Source organism: Cohnella baijiui (assembly GCF_020731285.1).
In the GTDB taxonomy this organism is placed as follows: domain Bacteria; phylum Bacillota; class Bacilli; order Paenibacillales; family Paenibacillaceae; genus Cohnella.
The window spans coordinates 32300-53733 of sequence record NZ_JAJFOW010000043.1; the positions used below are offsets into that span (position 1 = coordinate 32300).

The following is a 21434-nucleotide window of genomic DNA, read 5'->3' on the forward strand; positions in this document are numbered from 1 at the left end:
GCCGCGGCCAGGAGTCCTCCGTGCGTCGCCGGCGAGCCGCTCGCCGGCCCCGTCAGTCCGCTCCGCCGGCCGCCTCGGTCTCGCCCCCAGGATGCGGGGCGGCGCCGAATCGGGACCGGATCGCGGGCGAAAGGCGCATATCGTCCTCCCAATCGTCCGACGGGACCGAGCGGAGCATGGCGCGCAGCCTGTCTTGCTCAAGATCTGGGCTGGCGACGAACTCGTCTGTCTGGGTCGAAGTCGGGGAGCGGGATCGAGGATGCAGGGCAACGCGAGGCAGGAGGGGAAGCGAGTAGTCGAGGTCGGCCGTTGTCCGCTCCCGCGACACTCCCGGCCACGCGCCGCAGGCGGCTCGCGAAGGCGGCGCTTCGGGTGTCGGATGACCGCCGCCGGGCTGCGGCGATTTGCCCGTCGGCGAGGAGAGCGGGTCCGGCGACGGCGTCCGCACGCACGGCTCGTCCAGGCTCTGGGCCGATGCGCGCTGCCGAAGCGCGAACGATAGCGCAAAGCTCAGCGAGAGAGCCCATCCTACGCGCCGCGCGAGCGTTCCCGCCAACTTCCCGGCAATTCTCTGCTTCAAGCCGCATGCCTCCTTCCCGGCCAGATAGACGGTAAACGAATGAGAAACGAGGATGCCAGGTCCTTGTATCCATGTATGACATGCCCCGCGCGTCGAAAGTTGCAAACATTCTGTTAAATTTTAAATAAAACCTCGAATCCCAATACAGCCGGCTTGCAAGAGGACTCCGTATTATTTCACGCCATGCGAGCTGTAGGCGTCCGAGTACCGGCTCGGTTCTTCCTTCCGCCACACGTCGGCATACTCGGCACGGCGTTTGAACAGCGCCAGCGCGTAAGCGCACGAAGGAATGATTTTCCTCCCTTTGTCCCGCGCCTCTTCCACGACGATGTCCAACAATTCCTTGGCCATGCCCGTTCCGCGGTACCGGGGATCCAGAAAAATGTGGTCGATGATCCAGGTGTCCGCATCCGCCATCCGATAGGAAATCTCGCCGACCTGCCCGGTACGGTCCCGCAGCATGTAGCCGTTGCCCTGCTTTTGCACTTCGACCTCCCGCGCCGGCTCGGACGCTTTCGATTCGCTCATCTGTGACGCACCTCCTTTTCTCGGATCGCCTGCTGTCCTATTATTTACCCGATCCGGATGAATCCGAGACGGCGGGACGCAGGTCCGAAGGCGCGTGCGGTTGATCCCGGCCGCAAGAGGGTAAGAATCGAATAGAGCCAGCATTGACCATTCCATCTACGGGAGGGAACCAACATGGCGAAACATCGGAAAATCGTAGGCGTGTTCACCACGGAGGAGGAAGCGATCAGCGCGATCGAAGGGCTGAAAAGGCAAGGCTATGCCTCCGACGACATCTCTATCGTGAGTAAAAACAGGGACGACCTGCACGACATGATGAACGAAACGGGGACCAAAGCGCCCCAAGGCGCCACCGCGGGCGCCGCGACTGGCGGCATCGTAGGCGGGGCCACCGGCCTGCTTGCCAGTCTCGGCCTGCTCGCCATTCCGGGCATCGGCCCGATCCTCGCGGCGGGGCCGATCGCGGCGACGCTGACGGGTCTCGCGGTCGGCGCCGGAACGGGCGGCATCGTAGGCGGGCTCATCGGCATGGGGATCCCCGAGGACGAAGCCAAGGAATACGAAGCTTACGTCCGGGACGGCCGTATTCTCGTGCTGGTCGATTCTCGCGCGGCGCACGACACGGCTTACGATGCGCGCGCGAACCGCGATCGCGGCGTATACGACACCTTCCGCGAAAACCAATCGTTGAACGCGAACTACTACGATCGGGTCTGACTGCCTGCTGTCCATCAGCTCCGGACAGTAGGCATATACAAGCCATCGAATGCGCCGCAGGCAGGCGCCTTCGGTGGCTTTTTGGCGTTGGGGGTCTTGGTATCCGTCGATTCCCTGACCACGCCATCCGCCGGAGATGATATAATAATAGGATTCAAACCCCGGACGGCAATCCCGCTCCGGATCGGATGGTGGAATCATGCAACCGACCTATGTCATGGACGATACGCAATGGCAGCGGCTTGTGCAGGAGGCTGCCGGGACGTTTAACGATCTGACCCTCAAGCGGGGCTTCCAATATTACAAGCAGGAGCGCGTCCAGCGGCTGCGCGCCGCGGGGCCGGACGAGATCTCGGGGATCGTCGCGGACGAGGAACCCCGTCTCGTCGAGCTGAAGCTGGCGCGCCTCGCGGACAGCCGGTGCAGCTGCCCGCAGGAGCGCGGCTGCAAGCATCTCGCCGCGGCGCTCATGGCGTATGCCGAGCGGCAGGGCCGGCCGGTGAACGCGCTCGCGAACGCCGGCACCGCGCCGGCTGCGACGCGCACCGCAGCGCCTGCCGGAGGCAAGGCTTCGGTCGGCCTCAGGGAGGAGGCCGCGCGCATCCCCGGGCTGACGGCGGCGGAATGGCGCGGCCTGTTCGCGCGCTGCGTCGCGCCCCTCGCGCAGGAGACCCGCAACGTCCAGTACGCGAAGGAAGCGCTGGCGGCAATCGACCGGCTGGCGCCCCCGCTCTCCCCCGCGACCGCGCGCTTCTACGCTCTCCATGCGCTCCTGTTCGTGCTGGAGGAGGTATTGAATCCGCCGCGGCAGACCTTTTGGCAGCAGCCCGTCTCTTCCTTCGGCTACCATACGCACCTGGCCGTCTCCGAGCTGCACGAAGCGATCGCGGCCAGCCTCGGCGACGGGCCCGACCTCGCAGGCGAGTCGGACCAGCGGGAGCGGCTCGCCGAGACGATCGCCTACCTGCGCGAACGGATGCTCGGCGATGCGGCCGACCAGGCCGATTATTTCGACTTTTACGACCGCCTCTGGCGGCACTGGGTCCGGCCGAATCTGACGCCGGGTGAAGCCGCGCCGTACGAAGCGGAGATTCGCCTCCTTCAGGACGCGGAAGCCGGCGAGAATGACGGCCCCGCGCGGGCCAAGCTTTCGCGCCGGACGCGTCTGCTCGCCGAGTGTCTCATGCGCTATGCCCTGAAGGACGACGAGGCGGCCTGGGCGCTGCTCCGCCAGGCCGATCAGCTCAAGATCGCGCTGTCCGCGGCCGACGCCTACCGTTTCCTGTCCGACCTCGCGGAATCGGAGGATGGGCCGCGATTGCTCGCCTGGCTCGAGGCAACCGCTCCCTTGCTCGGCCATTATCAAAACCGCAACCAGCTGGGTGCTTATGCCGCCTACTGGGAGCAGGCCGCCCGCCGGCTGCCCGAGGCCGAGCCGCGGATGTGGGAGGCGCTCGTCCGGATGCTGCCTTATTCCGGCGACATCTACGAGGAGAAGCTTCGGGAACGCGGCGAATGGCATCGGTGGATCGATTACCAGATCAGCGCGGGACGCGATCCACTCGACTTCCGCGCACCCGAGCTTCAGCCGCTGGAGAAGGAGGCGCCCGAGGCGCTGCTTCCTTTTTACCACCATGCGGTGGAGCGCTACGTGGCGGAGAAAAACAGAAGCAGCTACAAGTCGGCGACCCGACTCCTCAAGCGGCTTGCGAAGCTGTACAAGAAGACGAAGCGAGAGCCGCGGTGGGAACGGTTCTTCGAGGCTTTCTCGGCACGCCATAGCCGGCTGCGCGCGCTGCAGGAAGAGCTGCGGAAAGGAAAGCTGATTCCATGACGACGCATCTCGATACGATTCATATCCAGATCAGCCTGACCGAGCACGGCGACGCCGTCATTCTCGGGACGATGGACGGCTACCGCTACGTGTCCGGGACCTTCGTCAAGCAGCGGCTGTTCGCCTGGCACGAGCCGTCCTTCTACGGCACCGAGCTGGAAGTACAGACCGTGAAGGAAGACATGGACGTCGTCATCCTGCCTGCAGAGATGGTCATCCCCTTCTTCGCGGAACCGCAGCTGCTCCGCCACATCGACTGGGCGTGGACCGGCGACAACGCACGCCTCCTGATCCGTCTTGCGCCGCTGCTGGCGGCATCCCTCGAGGCGAGGCGGTACGCGCCGAGCTACGCCGCCTTCCGGGAAGGCTCGCTCCGCTGGGACTGGGAGGACGAAGCTGTGGACGAGGCGCTCGCGACGACGGGCCGCGAGACGCGTCTGACGGACGGCGGCCCATTGCCGGAACCGGAAGAGGAAGAGGAAGAGACTCGGCGGGACTTTCGGAGCGGCCTGGCCGCCGCTTTCTCCGCCGCCGTCTCGGAGCGTTACTTCAGTACCGAGGCCGAGGCGGCCGATCTGCGCCGGGAATATCCGCTGCTGTTCGCCCGGGATCCGTCCGCCTTCGCAGGCATGGACGCGGAGGCCTGGCTCGTCGCGGTCGGCTGGAAGGCCGATGCGGCGCCGTTCCGCCCGCTGCTCCAATTGCTGGAGCCGGAGGAGGAGCTGCCCGAGTGGCGGCTACGGCTCGTACTGCAGGACAAGCGCGATCCCGCCGCGGTCTTCGCCGCCCGGCTGGGCGCGGGCGGCGAAGCCTCCGGCGCGTGGCCGGAAGCTTGGACGGCGCAGGTGCGCCAGCGCGCCGGAAGCTGGCTCGACCGGCTGCGCGCGAGCCTGCCCGCCGAGCATCTCGGCAGCGGCGGCGACGTGCTCGGCGAGCCGCTCGACGACGGGGCGGCGTGGCGCTTTTTGACCGTGGACAGCCGACGCCTGCTCGAGGGCGGATGGCAGGTGCTGCTGCCCGCCTGGTGGGAAGCCGCCAGCCGCAAAAAGCCCCGCCTGCGCGCCAAGCTTCGGGAGACCGACGGCGAAGGCGCCAAGAAAGGCGCCGGTCGTCCGTCGCTGTTCGGCCTCGACGCGATCATCGACTTCGACTGGCGCATCGCCATCGGCGATGCCGACCTCACCGAGGCTGAATTCGCGGAGCTGGTCGCCCGGGGCGAGCGCCTCGTCAAGTTCCGCGGGCAATGGATCCCGCTCGATCCGGCGCTGCTTGCGCAAATCCGCCGTGCCATGGAGGGTATGGACAAATCCCGCGGCCTGTCCTTTCAGGACGTGCTGCAGCTGCATCTGCTTGCGAACCGGGGCGCCTGGGCCGCTGCCAAAAACGGCGAAGCGGCGCCCGAGGAGGCGCCGGAGGACGAGTCTGGGGCCACGCGCGTCGCGATCGAGGTCGAGCTGAACGCCCACCTCTCCCGCGTCGTCGACCAGCTCGTCCAGCAGGCCGAATGGCCCAAGCTCCCGGCGCCGGCCGGCTTGCGGGCGGAGCTGCGCGCCTACCAGCGCGACGGTTACTCCTGGCTCGCCTTTCTGCGGACATTTGGGCTCGGGGCCTGCCTGGCCGACGACATGGGCCTCGGCAAAACCGTGCAGCTCATCTCCTACCTGCTGCACATCCAGGAGAGCGGCTCCCCGGCTGCCCGGGTCCCCTCCCTCGTCATCTGCCCCACCTCGGTGCTGGGCAACTGGCAGAAGGAGCTGGCCCGCTTCGCCCCGTCGCTGCGGGTTACGCTCCACTACGGTCCGCGGCGGGCGGGCGGCGAGGCGTTCGCCGCCGCGATCGGAGAAGCGGACGTCGTGCTCACCACCTACGCGACCGCGGCGCTGGATCAAGAGACGCTGCAGGCTTATACCTGGACGACCGTCTGCCTGGACGAAGCGCAAAACATCAAGAACGCGCAGACCAAGCAGTCCGCCGCCGTCCGGGCGATTCCGGCCCGCCACCGGGTCGCCCTCACCGGCACGCCGATCGAGAACCGGTTAGCCGAGCTTTGGTCCATCTACGACTTCATGAACCCCGGCTACCTGGGCTCGCCCCGCGCGTTTCAGGAGCGCTTCGCGACCGCCGTTGAACGGGAGCGCGATGAGCGCCGGACGGCGGATCTGCAGCAGCTCGTGAAGCCGTTCATGCTTCGCCGCAAAAAGAAGGACCCGGCCATTCAGCTCGACCTGCCGGACAAGAACGAAATGAAAGTATACATCCACCTGACCCCCGAGCAGGCTTCGCTCTACGACCAGACGGTGAACGAGCTGATGGATCGCATCCGCAAGCTGCAGGGCATCGAGCGCAAAGGCGCCATCCTGGGCGCGCTCACCCGGCTCAAGCAGCTGTGCGATCATCCGCTGCTCTCGACGAAGGAGCCGCTCCCCGCGGCCGACGACGGCCAAGGGCTCGATGCCGATATGCTGATCGGCCGGTCCGCCAAGTTCGAGCGCTTGATGGCGATGGTGCGGGAACTGCGGGACGAGGGGGACCGCTGCCTTATTTTCACCCAGTACGTCGGCATGGGCGAGATGCTGCAGGCGGTGCTTCAGCAGGAGCTCGGCGAGCCGGTACTCTACTTGAACGGAAGCACGTCCAAGACCGCCCGGGATCGCATGATCGAGCGGTTCCAGTCGCGGACGCTGCCGCCCGAGGAGCAGCCGAACGTCTTCATCCTCTCGCTCAAAGCCGGCGGCGTCGGATTAAACCTGACCGCGGCCAACCACGTCTTTCATTTCGATCGCTGGTGGAATCCGGCCGTCGAGAATCAGGCCACGGACCGCGCCTTCCGGATGGGACAGACCCGGGACGTGCAGGTGCACAAGTTCATTTCCCTCGGCACGCTCGAAGAGAAGATCGACGAGATGCTGGAGGACAAGCAAGCGCTAAGCGACAATGTCATCTCCGCTTCCGAGGGATGGATCACGGAGCTGTCTACGGACGCCCTGCGCGACTTGATCGTGCTGCGGAGAGATTGGTGAACGACGGCGCGCAAGGACGTGCCCGCCAGCGATACAAATGAAGGAGGCAGATGCGATGAGCCATCGTCCGATCCCCGAACCCGAACGACACTTCTATCGAAACCGGCGCTCACGCGACCTGCTCTTCCTTTTCGGGGCCGTCGCGATCATCGCGCTGACTTGGTTGATCTCCGATCGACTAGGCCCATCCGCGGCGTCTCCCAAGGCTTCTTCTCCGACGTCCGCCAAAGCCAGCTCCGACCTGCCGGTCCGCGCGGCGTCGGCGCCGACGGTGCATGCCCGGTTCAAGGTCGTCATCGACCCCGGACACGGCGGATACGATCCCGGAGCGGAAGGCGCGAGCGGCGACGAGGAAAAGGACTTCACGCTGTCGCTCTCTCAGAAGGTCGCGGACCTCATGCGGCAGGAACCGGAGACGTTCGAGGTTCATCTGACCCGGACCGACGACACGTTCGTCGACCTCGCGGAACGCCCCGCTTTGGCGAACGAGCTCGGGGCGGACGCGTTTCTGTCCATTCACGGCAATACGTTTGTGGAGGACACGAGCGTTTCCGGGACGGAGAGCTTTTACTACAACGATGGCAGCCAAGAGCTGGCCGAGGCTGTGCACCAGCCGCTGCTCGAGGCGCTCGGGTTCCGGGACCGCGGCGTGAAAAAGGAAAGCCTGCAGGTCATCCGGGACAGCGAGGTGCCGGCGGCACTGGTGGAGGTGGGCTTCCTGACGAATCCCGCCGAGGAAGCGCAGCTGCTTCAGGAAGAGACGCAGGACCGCGCGGCCGAAGCGATCGTGAAGGGCTTGCGGCGGTTTTTGGAGTTGCGCGCCGGCCAGCAAGACTCGCAACCCTGACTGCGCGGTCAGGTAGGATGGCGCCGATCGGATTTCCGGTCGGCGTTTTCTCATGGAGAGACGGTAACTGGAGGATAAAACGGCGTTTGCGCCCGATTCGATGTCTCCGTCACACCACTGAATTTTAATTTTACTAGTTACCACTTTTCTTAGAATTTTATTTTACAACCTCCCGATCCTTCTTCTATAATGGAGGGACTAGAGAAAGCGGGTGGAACGAATGGCCTACTATATCGGGATCGACGGCGGCGGCACCAAGACCGAAGCGGCCGTGTGCGGTGAAGATGCCCACCGGCGCGTCGCGCCCCTTGTCGGCGGTCCGACCAATCCTTATGCGAACGGACGGGACAACGCCCTCCACGAACTGACCGGCTTGCTGGACCGCGTCTTCCGGCAGCCGGAGCTGGACGGCGGCGCCTGCGCCGGCGTCTGCCTGGGGATCGCGGGCGTCGCCACCCCGGAGGAGCGCGCGGCGTTAACAGCGGGCCTGCAAGAATATCAGCGGCAGAGCGGCCGGGTGTTCCCCTTTTCCATCCGCAGCGAGATGGAAATTTCGCTGATGGCGGCGCTGGATCAACCCGTCGGGATCGCGGCGATCTCGGGCACCGGTTCGATCTCGGCCGGCTATACCGCGGACGGCCGGGCATTCCGCGCCGGCGGATGGGGACATCTGCTCGGGGACGAGGGCAGCGGCTATCGCATCGGCCTGCTGACGCTGCAAGCCGCGATGCGGAGCCACGACCGCGTCTACCCGCCGACGGCGATCACCGAGGCGGTGAAGGCGCGGCTGGGGCTGACCGAGGTCACCGAGCTCAAGACGTACATCTATCAGGCGCACATCACCAAGCGCGACATCGCAGCCTTCGCGGAGCTCTGCATCCAGGCCAGCGCGGCGGGCGACGCGATCGCTTCGGAGATTTTGCGCGGGCAGGCGACCGAGCTGGCCGATACGACGGCGGCTCTCATGCGCCAGGAAGCGTCGTTCGGCGATGCGGACGTCGTCACGATCGGCTCCATCTTCAAGCACGGCCGCCTCTTCCGGGCGCAATTTCTCCGAAGGCTGACGAGCTTATACCCGCAGCTGCGCTTTCACGAGCCGACCCGCAGCCCGGCCGAAGGCGCCGCCTTGTTGGCGCGGCTCACCTGGCCGGCGGCTTCGGCTGCGGATGGGGAGCAATTTCAAGGAGGGACACGTTGCAGCGACTGAAACGACCGGTCGCTAACGGTTCCCGCAGTGATACGGAGGCGAATCCGGGCCTTACTGGGGCCGCAACGAAAGTTTCTTTCGTTACAGCGGCGAATCCGCGGCGGGCAGAGCCTGCAACGAAAGTTTCTTTCGTTGACCCCCACCACCAAAAAGACCGCTGCGGCGGCTGCGCTCGGCAGCCCGCCTGCAACGGTCTTTGGTTTAGTCTTTGCCTTTCAGCACCTTCACGGCTTCGCGGCTCATCTCGAGGTATTCGACGGACTTCTCGTAGTCCTTGCTCGCCATGCCCATGTACAGGATGTCGATCACGTTCAGCTGCGTAATCCGCGAAGACGTCGCGCCGACGCGGATTTCGTTTTCCGTGGACGTCATGTAGAGCGGGATGTCCGCCAGCGCGCTTACCGGCGTGTGGCCGTACTTCGTGATGGTGATCGTGGCCGCGCCCTTCTCCTTGGCGAGCTTGAGACTCGCGACGACGTTCTGCGTTTCCCCCGAGTAGGAGATGCCGATCGCCGCGTCCCGGGGCGTCATCGTCGCCGCGGAGCTCATCTGGAGGTGGGTGTCCGTGAAGGCGAAGCTCGTCTTGTTGATGCGCATGAACTTGTGCTGCGCATCCTGCGCGACGAGGTTGGACGCGCCGACGCCGTACAGGAAAATGCGATCTGCCTCGTACAGCGCGTCGATCGCCTTCGTAATCATGGCGACGTCCAATATTTTCAGCGTATCCCGGATCGACTGGATGTTGTTGTTGGAGACGTGCTGGACGATCGACGCGATCGAGTCCTGCGGTTGGATCTCCTGATAGCCGAACCCGACCCCCTCCTGGAGGTCGCCCGCAACCTTGAGCATGAGCTCCTGGTAGCCCTTGAATCCCATCGACTTGCACAGACGGATGACCGCTGCCTGGCTGCCCCCGCTGCGCTCGGCCAATTGGGCGACGGACATCCCGATCATCGCCTGCGGGTGCTCCAGAATGAATTTGGCTACCTTCCGCTCGGAAGGCGTAAGCCGATCCAGCACTTCTCTTAGCCTGACAAGGCCACCGTTCATCGATTCAAACCTCCGCACCGAAACCGAATCCGTTGTATAATCTATCGCGTTCCGCATCATGGTTCAACCCTATTATACTTTAAATAGTCAAATCTTCCAGACTGGCCGCGACGGCATTATGCAGAACCGCCCGCAGCCTCGCGACCGACTTGTCCCGCCCGTAATGAACGCGGTTCGTCAGCAGGACGACGGTCAGCCCCAACGCCGGATCGACGTACAGGCTCGTCCCCGTGAATCCGGTATGCCCGTAGCTTTGCCCGGTCAGCAGATCCCCGGACGCGTCCCACTTGTCGCCCTTGAGCGCCCAGCCAAGCCCTCGGTTCCCGACGGCCGACGCCGTCGTTTGATTGCACGCGGCCAGCCGGATGGACAGAGGCGACAACACGCGCGCCCCTTCCCCTCTCCCCTCGTTCAGCCACATCGCCGCGTAGCGGGACAGATCCCGCGCCGTGGAAAACAGCCCCGCGTGTCCGCTGACGCCGCCCATCGCTCCCGCGTTCTCGTCGTGGACGACGCCCCATCGCGGGCCCGGCTCGTACGCGTAATGCTCCGTCGGCGCGATCCGCCCCCAAAGCGCGGGCGCCGGACGGAAGCCGGTGTCCGTCATGCCGAGCGGCGCGAAGACGCGTTCGGCGGCGGCCTCGTCGAGCGGCCGGTCGAGCACGACCGAGATCAGCCGGCCGAGCAGGATGAAGCCGAAGTCGCTGTATACCACCTGCGTCCCCGGCTCGCACTGAAGCGGCTGATCCGCGACGAAGTCCAGAATTTGCGCCGGCGACCAGCCGTGCGAGTGCATGTCGGCAAAAGGCGCCAGCCCGCCCGTATGCGTAAGCAGCTGGCGGATCGTGACGCCCGCCTTGCCGTTCGACGCGAAGGCGGGTATATAGCGCGCGACCGGGTCCTCCAGCCGGATGCGGCCCTCGTCGAGCAGTTGAAGGACGAGCGGCAGCGTCGCGACGACCTTCGTCAGCGAAGCACAGTCGTAGATCGTGTCTTCGCAGGCCGGCGCCCGGTCCGGGCCGGCAGGAATCGCTTCGCCGGACGCGTACGTCAGCAGCCGCCCACGACGCCCGATCGCGACGACGCCTCCCGGCGTCTCCCCCTCCGCGATCGCCTCGTCCAGCGTCGCCAGGGCCCGGCCGATCAGCCGCGCGTTCATCCCCATCTCCCGCGCCCTTTCGATCGTCCCTTCCTTCATCACCGAATCCCCTTTCTTCATTCATGTCGGCCTTGCGGGCACGCCCGTCGCCTTCCCCGATAAAAACGCGGCCAGCCGTATCCCAAACCGCCGCCGGCCGGCTCCCAAGGGGAGCCGGACCGGACGGACGGGCAAGGATCGGCTGACGCGCGATCGTCCATGCGACTGACGGTCTGAGCCGGCGCGGCGAATTACAGGAACATCTGCAGGCGCTGGTGCACGCCGCCCGGCGCGACCGCGTAAGCTTGCGCGCGCTTGAAGTTGTTGACCGCGCCGCGGACGACGGTCAACGCTTTATAGTACTCGATGTACGGGAATCCGTACGTCTCGCCCCGCGCGAAGGCGTAGCAGTTCAAGCCTTTGACCCATTTCTCGTACGCCTCCTCCGGGATGTCCAGGAACACTTCCGGATTGTAGTCGTACATGTCCTCCCAGTTCTCGGAGAAGTACACCCGCTTGACGCCGTGGTGCGGCAGCTCGCGCTCGAAGCCGGGAATCGCCGCGTAGAAGCGCGCATCCTTGACGATGAAGTGGGTGTTCTCGTGGTCTTTGTGCATGCTCTTCGACCAGTGGGTGATGAGGATGTCCGGCTTCAGCTCGCGGATGACGTCCGCGACCTGGAATTTGATCTCCTCGTTCAGCGGCAGCTCGCCGTCCTTGTAGTCGAAAAAGCGGACGTCCGCGCCGATGATGTGCGCGAATTGATGCGCTTCCTCGATCTTCTGCTTGGCGTACTCCGTCGGGGACAGGCGGGGATGGCCCTTTTCGCCCGGCGTCAGATGGAGCATCGTCACCTTGTGGCCTTCCATGACGTACTTGGCGAGCGTCGCGCCCGCCGTCAGGTCTTGGTCCCCCGCATGCGCGCTGATGGCGAGAATGTGCTGTTTTTGATTGCTCATGGATAAAGTCGCTCCTTTGTTAAATAGGGTGATGGAATCGGGCTTAAGACGCGTTACTTCAGTCCTGCGTTCATCATGCCGCGAACGTAGTACTTTTGCAAAAAGATGAAGAGCATCAGGATCGGAATCGTCGCGATGACGAGCCCTGCCATGACAAGCGGCTGCGTGAGCGTCGGGTCGATCGCGGACTTGAGCATCTGGATGCCGACGGGCAGCGTCGCCAGATTCGAATTGACCGAGTTCATGAGCAGCGCCCAGATGAATTCGTTCCAGGAGTTGATGAACTCGAAGATCGCGAGCGTGGCGAGCGCCGGCGCCGTCATCGGCATGACGATCTGGACGAAGATGCGCAGCTCCTTGGCCCCATCGATGCGGGCGGCCTCCAGATAGGCGTCTTCGATCGAGATCATGAACTGCCGCATCAGGAAGATGCCGAAGCCCGATACCGAAAAGGGTACGATCAGCCCGAGCACGCTCGCCGCCAGTCCCCCTTCTCCGCCTTGGCCGAGGATGTCGTTGCCCCCGACAAGCGGAAAGTGGACGGTGATGAAGTAGTTCGGGATGAAAAACAGAAACGCCGGAAACATCATCGTCGACAGGATGAAGCGGAACACGACCTGCTTGCCCGGAAAACGGAGCTTGGCCAGCACGTAGCCCGCGAGCGAGCTCGTGATCAGCACGAGCAGCGTGATCGAGACCGAGCGGATCAAGCTGTTCTTGAACAGCAGAAGCAGTTGAAGCTGTTCGACCGCCAACCGGTAGTTGTCGAACATGAATTGCTGCGGCAGCAGCTTGTAGTTCAGCAGCGCGTACTCGGACGCGCTCTTGAACGACGAGAAGATCATGTCCAGGAACGGAAAAACCATGATCACGCTGCCTACGGCGATGATGACGTAAAAGTACCAAGGGGCGCGATGGGATTTCATCAGTAGCTCTCCACCCCTCCCTTGCGGAAAATCAGCAGCTGCGCCATTGTGATGATGAAGATGACGACGAACAGGACGAAGGCCATGGCGCTCGCCACGCCCCAGTTGCCGAAGCTGAACGCCTGGTTGTACATCTCGAGCGCGCCGACGTTCGTCGAGTTGCCCGGTCCGCCGCTTTTGGCCATGACCATCGTTAGCGTGAACGACTGCAGGCCGCCGATGAACGACGTGATCAGCACGAACAGAATCGTCGGCTTAAGCAGCGGGAACGTGATCCGCGTGTACTGGCGGAACTGTCCGGCGCCCTCCAGCTCGGCGGCCTCGTAGTAGTCGTGCGGAATGCCCTTCAGCCCGGCGCTCAGCAGCAGCACCGCGCTGCCGATGCCCATCCAGCCGCTGACCGCGGTAATGGACAGGAGCGCGTGGTTCGGATCGTCCAGGAAGTTCACCGGGCGGAAGCCCAGCGCGGTGATGACGCCGTTGATCAGCCCGTTGGTCGGGTTGTACATGTAGTACCAGACGTTCCCGATCGCGACGACGGTCGTGACGGCCGGCATGAAGAACATCGTCCGCCACAGCCCTTCGAACCGCATGCGGGAGATGAGGTACGAGATCACGAGCGCCGCAACGAACGAAATGGCCACGCCGCCGAAGGCGAAGACGAACGTGTTCGTCAGGATCGGGTGGAGGAAGCTCGACTGTCCCGAGAAAATGGAACGGTAATTTTTCAAGCCGACCCACTTCATCGAGGCGAAGTCGAATCCGCCCCAGTCGGTAAAGCTGATGATCACGGAGAAGACGACCGGGATCATGAGAAAGATCATGTAAAACAGCAAAACCGGCGACAGGAAAGAGTAGGCAAGCAGCGTCTCTCTCTTGAATTTGAATCGTCTCATGGCCCACCTCCTTGCAACTTCGGGTCAGGGGAGCGGCGGGGGCGGCGCTGAAGCCGCCCGGCCGCCTTCCTCCTTATTTCTCGGCGAGCTTGGCGCCGATTTGCTCGTGCGCGTTTTTGAGCGCGGCATCCGCCTGGATCTGATCGGTCCACATGCTCTCGATCTGCTTGTACAGGATGTCCTGTACTTCCATGCCGGCCGCCGGGCTCTGCTCGTCCAGCGCGTTGTTCAGCGCGTCTGCGAACAGCTTGGCGCTCGGGCTGGACTGGAGAACTTCCTGCACCTTGGCGGACTGCAGGTCCGACTTGCGGGACGGGATGACGTTAAACGTATCGAGCAGGAACTTGCCTTCCGGCGTCATGCCGCTGTCGTCGGTTTGCGTGTTCAGCCATTGGAGGAACTTCCAGGCTTCTTCCTGATGCTTGGACTTGCTGTTGACGCCGTATGCCCACGTATACGCCATCGTGCCGCCCGCGCCGCCGTCCGGCGTCGGCATCGGCGCTTCGCCTACGTCCGCGTACGCGTCCTTCATCAATGTCTTGAGCGAGCCGTCCCACCAGCCGGCGCCGATCGTCATGCCGACTTGGCCCGCGCCGAAGCCTTTGGTCGTGTTGAACGCGATGTCGGTGATGCCGTTCTTGCCGTACACTTTGCTGTAAAAGTCCATCGTCTTGCGGCCCGCATCGCCGTCGAGGTTGGACTTGGCCAGGTCGTCGCTCAGCAGCGGGCTGCCCGCGGCGGCCATCATCGCCATGAACGGCTGGTCGACGAGACCGGCATAGCCGCGCTGGAATCCGAAGCCTTGAACGAGCACCTTGCCGGACGAATCCCGCTTCTCGATCTTTTGGGCCATCTCGAGCATCTCGTCCCACGTCTTCGGCGGCGCGTCGTACCCCGCTTCTTTCAGCAGCTTCTTGTTGTAGAACAATCCGTAGGCTTGTACCTCCGTCGGGTAGCCGAATACCTTGCCGTTCAGGGAAGCGCCTTTGACCGCGGCTTCCGGATAGTTCTGGGCGACGTCGTCGGCGACGCTCTGCGGCGCTTCGGCGAGCACGTTGCTCTTGGCCAACTGGCCGCCCCACAGCGTGTAGACGTGCATGATGTCCGCGACTTGGCCGGCCGACTGCTTGGTCATGATCGTCTTGAGCAGCTCGCCGAAGTCGACCGGCGTCAGCTTGACTTGGATATCGGGATTCTCGCTGTTCCACTTCTCGATGATCGGCTTCAGCGCCGTTTCGTTGTTGCCGTTGTAGTGCGACAGAAGCGTCAGCGTCACCTTTTTGCCGGACGAACCGCCGTCGCCGCTGCCGCAGGCGGCCGTGGTCGCCGCGAGCGCCGCCAAAACCGTACCGCTCAATACCTTTTTCCACGTTTTCATCTGTTGAGCCCTCCCTGAACGCATGGTTTTTATATGGATTTGCACACGATGTCGAAGCTTCGTGTGATTGTGAAACCCGTCTTCAGATACAGCTGACCTGCCGGACTCTGTTCTCCGGTCCATAGAAACCATGCGCCATGCATGCCCTGCGCGCGCATGAGCTTGAGGCATTCGTACAACAGAATTTTGCCGATGCCTTTGCCCCGCTGGCTCGGGTCGACGCCGAAGGGACCGAACCGCTCCCGCACGCCTTCGTATCCGCCATGCAGGCAGAAGCCGACCAGCGTCCCTTGATGTCTCGCCACCAGTATCTGCGACAGCTTCAGCTGCTGGACGAGCCCTTCGCGGATGGCGCGGCCCCAGTCGGGATTAAACGCCTCCGCGGCAAAGCGGATCAGCTCGTACAGATCGCGATCCGTCGCCTGTTCGAACGTGTACCCTTCGCGCTTGCGCTGTTCGATCAACTGGCCGACGGCCTCGGGGATTTCGAAGTCGACGAGAGAATAATCCATCGCCACCGACGTGTACTGTCTGGCGAAGCCGAGCTTGTCGAGCCAAGCGGCTGCCTCGGGGTATGCTTGCTTGTCGATGCCGGGCACGACGTAGTTCGGGGCGTAAGCGGAAAAGAACATTTTGTCCCGCTTATTGGCCCGCAAAAAAGCGGTCGCGTCCTCCAGCAGCCGCGTCGCGACGCCCTGTCTCCGATACGCGGGGTCGACGAAGAAGAATGGTACCCAGCCCCGGTCCGGCTCCAGCTCCGTGCCATGCATCGGCAGCAGGCGCCGGATGGCGTAATAGCAGCCGACGACCTCTCCGCCCGCGCTGGCGATGCGCATTCCCTGCGGATCGAAGTTCGCGTCGAGCAGCACAAGATTGCGAAAGCGCAGCTCGGTGATCGGATCCTTGGTCAAGCAGCGGTTCCACAGCTTTACGATGGCCGCTTCGTCTCCCGGCACATAATGACGGTATTGAACGGTTGTCATGGGATCACCTCATATCGCGGATATAGTCAATCGTAGAGCAGGCTCGAACGTCTCGCTTCGATCCAGTCCCGGCTGTCGGCTTGCCAGTCGGCCAGGATCGCCTCCAATGCGCCTTCCTGGTGCAGCGTCTTGCGAACCCGGTCGCTGCCGCTCAGCACGTCGATGAACCAACCGGACTCCGCTTCGGCGGGCTTCACCCACGCGAACTCATCCGGGTGCAGCGTCATGATTCGGTGAACGAGGCGAAGACCGGTCGCGGCCGCCTCGTAAGCGCGCTTATCCGTGACGAACGTCATCACGCCGTTGCACAGCTCCCCGCGGTGCTTGGAAATGACCGGCGTAAACGTCACGGGGTGAAACACGACGCCCGGGAGGCCTAGGGCGTTCATCTGCGCACACAGCTCGCGATTTTGCAGCCACGGCGCGCCGATCATTTCGAACGGCTTGGTCGTCCCGCGCCCTTCGGAGAGGTTGGTTCCTTCGAAGAGACAGTTGCCCGCGTAGACGCGCACGGTATCCATCGTCGGCATGTTCGGGGACGGGAGAATCCAGGGCAGCCCCGTGTCGGGATATTCCATGTCGCGGTTCCAGCCTTCGAGCGGCACGACGCGGAGCGCGCAAGGCTTCTCCATCCGGCTGCGGACGAACGTCGCGAATTCGCCGATCGTCAGTCCCGTGCTGAAAGGGATGCGCCAGGCGCCGACCATGGAGTAGAAGCCCTCTTGCAGATAGCCTCCTTCGGCGGTGTGCCCGCCGAGCGGATTCGGCCGGTCGAGCACGATCACCTCGACGCCGTGCTCCGCGCAGGCTTCCATTACGTAGACGAGCGTGGAAAGGTACGTATAAAAGCGAACGCCCAGATCCTGAATGTCGAACACGATCGCGTCCAGTCCCGCCAGCATCTCGGCCGTGGGCTTGCGGTGCCGGCCGTACAGGCTGTGCACCGTGAGTCCGGTCTCGGGATCGATCTCCTCCTCGAACTTGACGCCGGCCTGGCGGTCGCCCCGGATGCCGTGCTCGCAGCCGAACAGCGCCTTCAGTTCGGCTCCCGGCAGCGACGCGCAAATCTCGATCGTGGACCGGTACCGCGAATCGATGCCGGTCGGGTTCGTCAGCAGGCCGAAGGCTTTTCCTTTTAAGTATGGCCCGGCTTTTTCTGTCAGATTATCTGCTCCGGTTTTCACTATAGTTGACATAAACTTCACCTCAATCCCTTTTATTTCGAATCCATGTTATGTTTGCTATTATATTAAGTCAGAAATTTTATTTCAACAAGACATTTTATCTTGAAATATAGAATCATATTCCCGCATTACCTCCTCTTCCATACGCTGGATTTCGAACCGCCCGTCGTCCGAGCTTCGATTGTAAGCGCTGCCTAAACCCCATTATAGAGAACTAAAATAATTTTTCAATACATAAATAAAATTATAATTTTTTATTTTACAAATCATTTTTTCCTGTATATACTGGCTCTGAACGCTTCGCAACCGCCGCCTCAGGGCGCGGGAGCCGACTGACGACGAATACATCGAGCGATGGAGGCAAGCTTATGAACGAAAATATCAGTGCGCTGACGACGGAGAAACAAAATAGAAGAACGCGCCATATCGATCGATATTCGACCCCCGAGCTTCTGCGGCTGATCAACGAGGAGGACCGTACCGTCGCCGACGTCGTCGGCGCCGCCATCCCGGCGATTTCGGAAGCCGTCGCGCGGATCGTGGACAGCTTCCGCAAGCAGGGGCGTCTGTTCTACTTCGGCGCGGGGACGAGCGGCCGGCTCGGCATTCTGGATGCCTCGGAATGTCCGCCTACCTATGGGACGGACCCTGATAGGGTGCAGGGCATCATCGCCGGCGGCGACAAGGCGATCCGCGAAGCGGTCGAAGGCGCCGAGGACAGCTACGAGCTCGGCGTCCGCGACGTGACCGCATACGGCATCCGGCCGGAAGACGTCCTCGTGGGCATCGCCGCCAGCGGGCGGACGCCATATGTGCTCGGGGCGATGACGCGGGCGCGCGAAATCGGCGCCACGGTCATCGGCATCAGCAACAACGAGCGCAGTCCGATGGCCGACATCGCCGATCTGATGATCGAAGCGGTGGTCGGCCCCGAAGTCATCATGGGTTCTACCCGCATGAAGGCGGGAACGGCGCAAAAGCTGATTCTGAACATGCTTACGACCGCATCGATGGTAAAGGTCGGCAAAGTGTACGACAATCTCATGGTCGATTTGCAGCCGTCGAACGGCAAACTCGTGGACCGGGCGAAGCGGATCATCCAGCTCGCCACGCAGGCCTCCGACGCCGAGGTGGAGGCCGCGTACGAGGCGGCGGACGGTCACGTGAAGACGGCGATCGTCATGCTGCGCGCGGGAGCCGACAAGGAACAGGCCCGCCAGCTGCTCGAGCGGGCCGACGGCTTCGTCGGCGGGGCGATCGCCATGTCGCAGCAGAGCGGCGGGTCGGCCTCCTGAGCCGGCGCTCGAGAGTCTTCCCCTCGCGAAAGGAGAGCCAGCGGAATGAATGTCGACCTTTATGAACGATACGGCCTGCGCCGCGTTCTCAACGCAGCCGGGACGATGACTTACCTGGGCTCGTCCTCGGTCGGCCCCCGCGTGGCGGCGGCGATGAATGCCGCGTTGCCTGCTTTTGTCGAGATGCGGGAACTCCAAGCCGCCGCGAGCCGCGTCATCGCCGAGGCGACCGGGGCCGAGGCCGGCTGCGTCACCGCGAGCGCCGCTTCGGGCATCGCGATCGCCGTCGCCGCCAGCATGACCGGGACCGACCTGGACCGAATCGAACGGCTGCCGGATGTCGCGGGACTGCGGCACGAAGTGATCCTTCAGAAAGGCCACAGCGTCTCCTTCGGCGCCAGCCTGGCGCAGACGATCCGGCTCACCGGCGCTTCGCTCGTCGAGGTCGGCGCCGCGACGGCTTGCGCGGGCTACCAGTTGCGCGGCGCGATCGGGCCGAATACGGCCGCGATCGTCTATGTCGTTTCGCACCATGCCGTGCAGAGCGGCATGCTCGGCCTCGCGGAATGCTGCGCGATCGCCGCCGAGCGCGGCGTTCCCGTCATCGTGGACGCCGCTTCGGAATACGACCTCGAAGGCTTTCTCGCCGCGGGCGCCCGGCTCGTCGTCTACAGCGGGCACAAGTTCTTGGGCGGTCCCACGTCCGGCATCGTCGCAGGAGAGCTGGGGCTCGTCCGCGCCTGCTATATGCAGGAGAAGGGCATCGGCCGCTGCATGAAGGTCGGCAAGGAAAGCATCGTTGGCGTCCTCGAAGCGCTGGCGCAGTGGCGGGACCGCGACGCTGCCGCCATCCGTCGAGCCGAGGAGTCTCGGATCGACTATGCGTACGAGGCGCTGAATCGGCTCGAGGGTCTCGTCGCGGATCGGGTCGTCGACCCGACCGGCAACCCGATCACGCGGCTGCGCGTGACGGTGGACGCAGGGCGGTGCGGCTTGTCCGCCGAATCGCTCGTCCTGCGCCTGGCGGCGGGGAACCCGTCGATCCAGCTTCGCGCCCACGAGTCCGCGCTCGGGCATTTCCAGATCGACGCCTGCCAGCTCCGGGACGGCGAGATCGAGCGCGTGTGCGAAGCGATCGCCGGAGCGCTGCTCGATCCGGCGCCGCCGCCGAGCGGCAGCCCTGGCGACCGAACCTACGCTTCTCTGCTGCGATGGCCGGACTGATCGTCGCGACGGCGGGTGTATTTGGCGCGCCGCGCCGGACCGAGGCGTCCTATGTCCGCTTCTATTCGGAAAGGAGATGACCGCAGATGAACGAACTGCTGCTCCGCAACGCCAGCCTCATCGGCTTCGGTCCTTCATGCGACCGGTCGCCGACCGACCTCCTCATCGGCGCGGACGGGAACGTAATCGCCGTCGGCCGCTCGCTGGAGGCGCCGGCGGACGCCGAAACGATCGATCTGCGGGGAAGCCTGCTCTCGCCCGGCTGGATCGATCTGCACACCCATGTTTACTACGGCGTATCCAATATCGGACTGCCGCCCGACGACATCGGCCCTCGCGCAGGCGTCACCGCCCTGGTGGACGCGGGCAGCGCGGGCGAGGCCAACTTTATCGGCTTTCGCGAATATATCGCGAAGCCGCGCGACTATCCGATCTTCTCCTTCCTGAACCTGGGGATGATCGGCCTCACCTACGCCAGCCAGGTCAGCGAGCTCGACAGCCTGGAGAAGCTGAACATCGACCGCATGATGGCGTGCATCGCGGACAATCGCGAGACGATTAAGGGGATTAAGCTTCGGGCGAGTGGCGTCATTTTGCGGGGACTCGGGCTCGAAATCGTAAAGGTGGCGAGGCGCGCCGCCGCGGAGGCCGAGCTGCCGCTCATGATCCATGTAGGCGAACCGCTGCCGCTGCTGGAGGACATTCTTCCCCTGTTGGAGGAAGGCGACATCGTCACGCATTGCTATCACGGCAAGCGGTGGGGATTGTTCGACAACCGCGGCCTGATCCCGCAGGCGGCGGCCGCCTGGGATCGCGGCGTGCGCTTCGACGTCGGCCACGGCGCGGCCAGCTTCGACTACACCATCGCGGAGCGCGCGATCGCGCTGGGCCGCAAGCCGTTCTCCATCAGCACCGACCTTCACGCGCGCAACATCGGCGGCCCCGTTCACAGTCTGACGCTCACGATGTCCAAGCTGCTGGCCGTCGGCCTCAGCCTCGACGAAGTCGTCGACGCCGTCGCCGCCCGACCGGCCGCGGTCGTCGGCCTGGACGACTTCGCCGGCGGACTCGTCGGCAAGCAGGCGCGGTTCACCGCGTTTGCCGTCGCGTCCGAGCCGACGCCTGCCGTCGACTCCTCGGGTCAGACGCGCCTGCTCGACCGGGTTTTCCGACCGGAACGGGTCGTGCTGGGGCGTGCGGTCGTGCGGTGCGAGTGACGGCGCCGTTGACGAGAGGAGAGCGCTCGGCTGGCACATTCGCCGAATGTAGGTAGTTTAATTACGCTCTTTAGCGCTTCAACGGTACTTTCGCGGAATGTAGGTAGTTTAACTACGCACATTCGTGCGCCAACGGTATTTTCACCAAATGTAGGTAGTTTAATTACGCTCTTTAGCGCTTCAACGGTACTTTCGCGGAATGTAGGTAGTTAAACTACGCACTTTCGCGCGCCACCGATATTTTCGCCGAATGTAGGTAGTTTAACTACGCACATTCGTGCGCCAACGGTATTTTCGTCGAATGTAGGTAGTTTAACTACGCACATTCGTGCGCCAACGGTATTTTCGCCGAATGTAGGTAGTTTAACTACGCACATTCGTGCGCCAACGGTATTTTCGCCGAATGTAGGTAGTTTAACTACGCACATTCGTGCGCCAACGGTATTTTCGC

Annotated in this window: 18 protein-coding genes; 8 read left to right on the forward strand and 10 right to left on the reverse strand. The window is 63.6% G+C overall.

Translation table 11 applies throughout. The annotated features are described in order from the left end of the window. Positions 1 to 52: 52 nt before the first annotated feature. Together LKX83_RS26825 and LKX83_RS26830 are read right to left on the reverse strand one after the other, a co-directional pair. Positions 53 to 580, reverse strand: a complete 528-nt coding sequence (locus LKX83_RS26825) for a hypothetical protein (RefSeq protein WP_227885915.1) — start codon at positions 578 to 580, stop codon at positions 53 to 55. Between the two features lie 171 nt (positions 581 to 751). Next, entirely contained in the window at positions 752 to 1108 is a 357-nt protein-coding gene (locus LKX83_RS26830) for a GNAT family N-acetyltransferase (RefSeq protein ID WP_227885916.1), read from the reverse strand. Positions 1109 to 1282: 174 nt separating this feature from the next. Here LKX83_RS26830 and LKX83_RS26835 point away from each other — a divergent pair, with 174 nt between their 5' ends. From LKX83_RS26835 to LKX83_RS26855, 5 genes are all read left to right on the forward strand, one after another. Next, positions 1283 to 1825: a general stress protein gene (locus LKX83_RS26835; protein WP_227885917.1), complete on the forward strand. Its 543-nt coding sequence runs from the start codon at positions 1283 to 1285 to the stop codon at positions 1823 to 1825. Between the two features lie 199 nt (positions 1826 to 2024). After that, the gene (locus LKX83_RS26840) at positions 2025 to 3659 is read left to right on the forward strand and encodes an SWIM zinc finger family protein (RefSeq protein WP_227885918.1); all 1635 of its coding nucleotides are present in this window, start codon (positions 2025 to 2027) and stop codon (positions 3657 to 3659) included. Further along, entirely contained in the window at positions 3656 to 6679 is a 3024-nt protein-coding gene (locus tag LKX83_RS26845; RefSeq protein ID WP_227885919.1) for a DEAD/DEAH box helicase, read from the forward strand. The genes LKX83_RS26840 and LKX83_RS26845 overlap by 4 nt, the downstream gene beginning before the upstream one ends. Before the next feature lie 55 nt (positions 6680 to 6734). After that, a complete protein-coding gene (locus LKX83_RS26850) occupies positions 6735 to 7526 on the forward strand; it encodes an N-acetylmuramoyl-L-alanine amidase family protein (RefSeq protein ID WP_227885920.1) in 792 nt (263 codons plus the stop codon). Between the two features lie 220 nt (positions 7527 to 7746). Further along, entirely contained in the window at positions 7747 to 8733 is a 987-nt protein-coding gene (locus tag LKX83_RS26855; protein WP_227885921.1) for an N-acetylglucosamine kinase, read from the forward strand. A 201-nt stretch (positions 8734 to 8934) separates the two neighbouring features. On the opposite strand, the gene LKX83_RS26860 is transcribed toward LKX83_RS26855, so the two are convergent. From LKX83_RS26860 to LKX83_RS26895, 8 genes are all read right to left on the reverse strand, one after another. Continuing rightward, the gene (locus LKX83_RS26860; protein ID WP_227885922.1) at positions 8935 to 9783 is read right to left on the reverse strand and encodes a MurR/RpiR family transcriptional regulator; all 849 of its coding nucleotides are present in this window, start codon (positions 9781 to 9783) and stop codon (positions 8935 to 8937) included. Positions 9784 to 9862: 79 nt separating this feature from the next. Next, the gene (locus tag LKX83_RS26865) at positions 9863 to 10981 is read right to left on the reverse strand and encodes a serine hydrolase domain-containing protein (protein WP_227885923.1); all 1119 of its coding nucleotides are present in this window, start codon (positions 10979 to 10981) and stop codon (positions 9863 to 9865) included. 191 nt (positions 10982 to 11172) lie between these two features. Beyond that, positions 11173 to 11880, reverse strand: coding sequence for a PIG-L deacetylase family protein (locus tag LKX83_RS26870; protein WP_227885924.1), 708 nt, complete (start codon positions 11878 to 11880; stop codon positions 11173 to 11175). Between the two features lie 53 nt (positions 11881 to 11933). Continuing rightward, positions 11934 to 12806 carry a carbohydrate ABC transporter permease gene (locus tag LKX83_RS26875; RefSeq protein WP_227885925.1) on the reverse strand — a complete coding sequence of 291 codons (873 nt, stop codon included), beginning with the start codon at positions 12804 to 12806 and terminating at the stop codon, positions 11934 to 11936. Then, positions 12806 to 13702, reverse strand: coding sequence for a carbohydrate ABC transporter permease (locus LKX83_RS26880; protein ID WP_227885926.1), 897 nt, complete (start codon positions 13700 to 13702; stop codon positions 12806 to 12808). Before LKX83_RS26880 ends, LKX83_RS26875 begins: the two co-directional genes overlap by 1 nt. 73 nt (positions 13703 to 13775) lie before the next feature. Continuing rightward, positions 13776 to 15080 carry an ABC transporter substrate-binding protein gene (locus LKX83_RS26885; RefSeq protein ID WP_227885927.1) on the reverse strand — a complete coding sequence of 435 codons (1305 nt, stop codon included), beginning with the start codon at positions 15078 to 15080 and terminating at the stop codon, positions 13776 to 13778. A 29-nt stretch (positions 15081 to 15109) separates the two neighbouring features. Beyond that, positions 15110 to 16063, reverse strand: coding sequence for a GNAT family N-acetyltransferase (locus LKX83_RS26890; RefSeq protein WP_227885928.1), 954 nt, complete (start codon positions 16061 to 16063; stop codon positions 15110 to 15112). Positions 16064 to 16089: 26 nt separating this feature from the next. After that, positions 16090 to 17259, reverse strand: coding sequence for an exo-beta-N-acetylmuramidase NamZ family protein (locus LKX83_RS26895; RefSeq protein ID WP_227885929.1), 1170 nt, complete (start codon positions 17257 to 17259; stop codon positions 16090 to 16092). A 356-nt stretch (positions 17260 to 17615) separates the two neighbouring features. Here LKX83_RS26895 and murQ point away from each other — a divergent pair, with 356 nt between their 5' ends. From murQ to LKX83_RS26910, 3 genes are all read left to right on the forward strand, one after another. Beyond that, positions 17616 to 18542 (forward strand): N-acetylmuramic acid 6-phosphate etherase, encoded by a 927-nt coding sequence (gene murQ / locus LKX83_RS26900; protein ID WP_227885930.1) that lies wholly within the window; start codon positions 17616 to 17618, stop codon positions 18540 to 18542. Positions 18543 to 18587: 45 nt separating this feature from the next. Beyond that, positions 18588 to 19766 (forward strand): PLP-dependent aminotransferase family protein, encoded by a 1179-nt coding sequence (locus LKX83_RS26905; RefSeq protein WP_227885931.1) that lies wholly within the window; start codon positions 18588 to 18590, stop codon positions 19764 to 19766. 86 nt (positions 19767 to 19852) lie between these two features. Next, complete coding sequence (locus LKX83_RS26910) at positions 19853 to 20983, forward strand: amidohydrolase/deacetylase family metallohydrolase (RefSeq protein ID WP_227885932.1); 1131 nt, start codon at positions 19853 to 19855, stop codon at positions 20981 to 20983. Positions 20984 to 21434: the final 451 nt, after the last annotated feature.

Bases quoted from the DNA above. Each gene is read 5' to 3' on its own strand.
- LKX83_RS26830 (WP_227885916.1), bottom strand. From the start codon at position 1,108: ATGAGCGAATCGAAAGCGTCCGAGCCGGCGCGGGAGGTCGAAGTGCAA.
- LKX83_RS26835 (WP_227885917.1), top strand. From the start codon at position 1,283: ATGGCGAAACATCGGAAAATCGTAGGCGTGTTCACCACGGAGGAGGAA.
- LKX83_RS26840 (WP_227885918.1), top strand. From the start codon at position 2,025: ATGCAACCGACCTATGTCATGGACGATACGCAATGGCAGCGGCTTGTG.
- LKX83_RS26845 (WP_227885919.1), top strand. From the start codon at position 3,656: ATGACGACGCATCTCGATACGATTCATATCCAGATCAGCCTGACCGAG.
- LKX83_RS26850 (WP_227885920.1), top strand. From the start codon at position 6,735: ATGAGCCATCGTCCGATCCCCGAACCCGAACGACACTTCTATCGAAAC.
- LKX83_RS26855 (WP_227885921.1), top strand. From the start codon at position 7,747: ATGGCCTACTATATCGGGATCGACGGCGGCGGCACCAAGACCGAAGCG.
- LKX83_RS26860 (WP_227885922.1), bottom strand. From the start codon at position 9,783: ATGAACGGTGGCCTTGTCAGGCTAAGAGAAGTGCTGGATCGGCTTACG.
- LKX83_RS26865 (WP_227885923.1), bottom strand. From the start codon at position 10,981: ATGAAGGAAGGGACGATCGAAAGGGCGCGGGAGATGGGGATGAACGCG.
- LKX83_RS26870 (WP_227885924.1), bottom strand. From the start codon at position 11,880: ATGAGCAATCAAAAACAGCACATTCTCGCCATCAGCGCGCATGCGGGG.
- LKX83_RS26875 (WP_227885925.1), bottom strand. From the start codon at position 12,806: ATGAAATCCCATCGCGCCCCTTGGTACTTTTACGTCATCATCGCCGTA.
- LKX83_RS26880 (WP_227885926.1), bottom strand. From the start codon at position 13,702: ATGAGACGATTCAAATTCAAGAGAGAGACGCTGCTTGCCTACTCTTTC.
- LKX83_RS26885 (WP_227885927.1), bottom strand. From the start codon at position 15,080: ATGAAAACGTGGAAAAAGGTATTGAGCGGTACGGTTTTGGCGGCGCTC.
- LKX83_RS26890 (WP_227885928.1), bottom strand. From the start codon at position 16,063: ATGACAACCGTTCAATACCGTCATTATGTGCCGGGAGACGAAGCGGCC.
- LKX83_RS26895 (WP_227885929.1), bottom strand. From the start codon at position 17,259: ATGTCAACTATAGTGAAAACCGGAGCAGATAATCTGACAGAAAAAGCC.
- murQ (WP_227885930.1), top strand. From the start codon at position 17,616: ATGAACGAAAATATCAGTGCGCTGACGACGGAGAAACAAAATAGAAGA.
- LKX83_RS26905 (WP_227885931.1), top strand. From the start codon at position 18,588: ATGAATGTCGACCTTTATGAACGATACGGCCTGCGCCGCGTTCTCAAC.
- LKX83_RS26910 (WP_227885932.1), top strand. From the start codon at position 19,853: ATGAACGAACTGCTGCTCCGCAACGCCAGCCTCATCGGCTTCGGTCCT.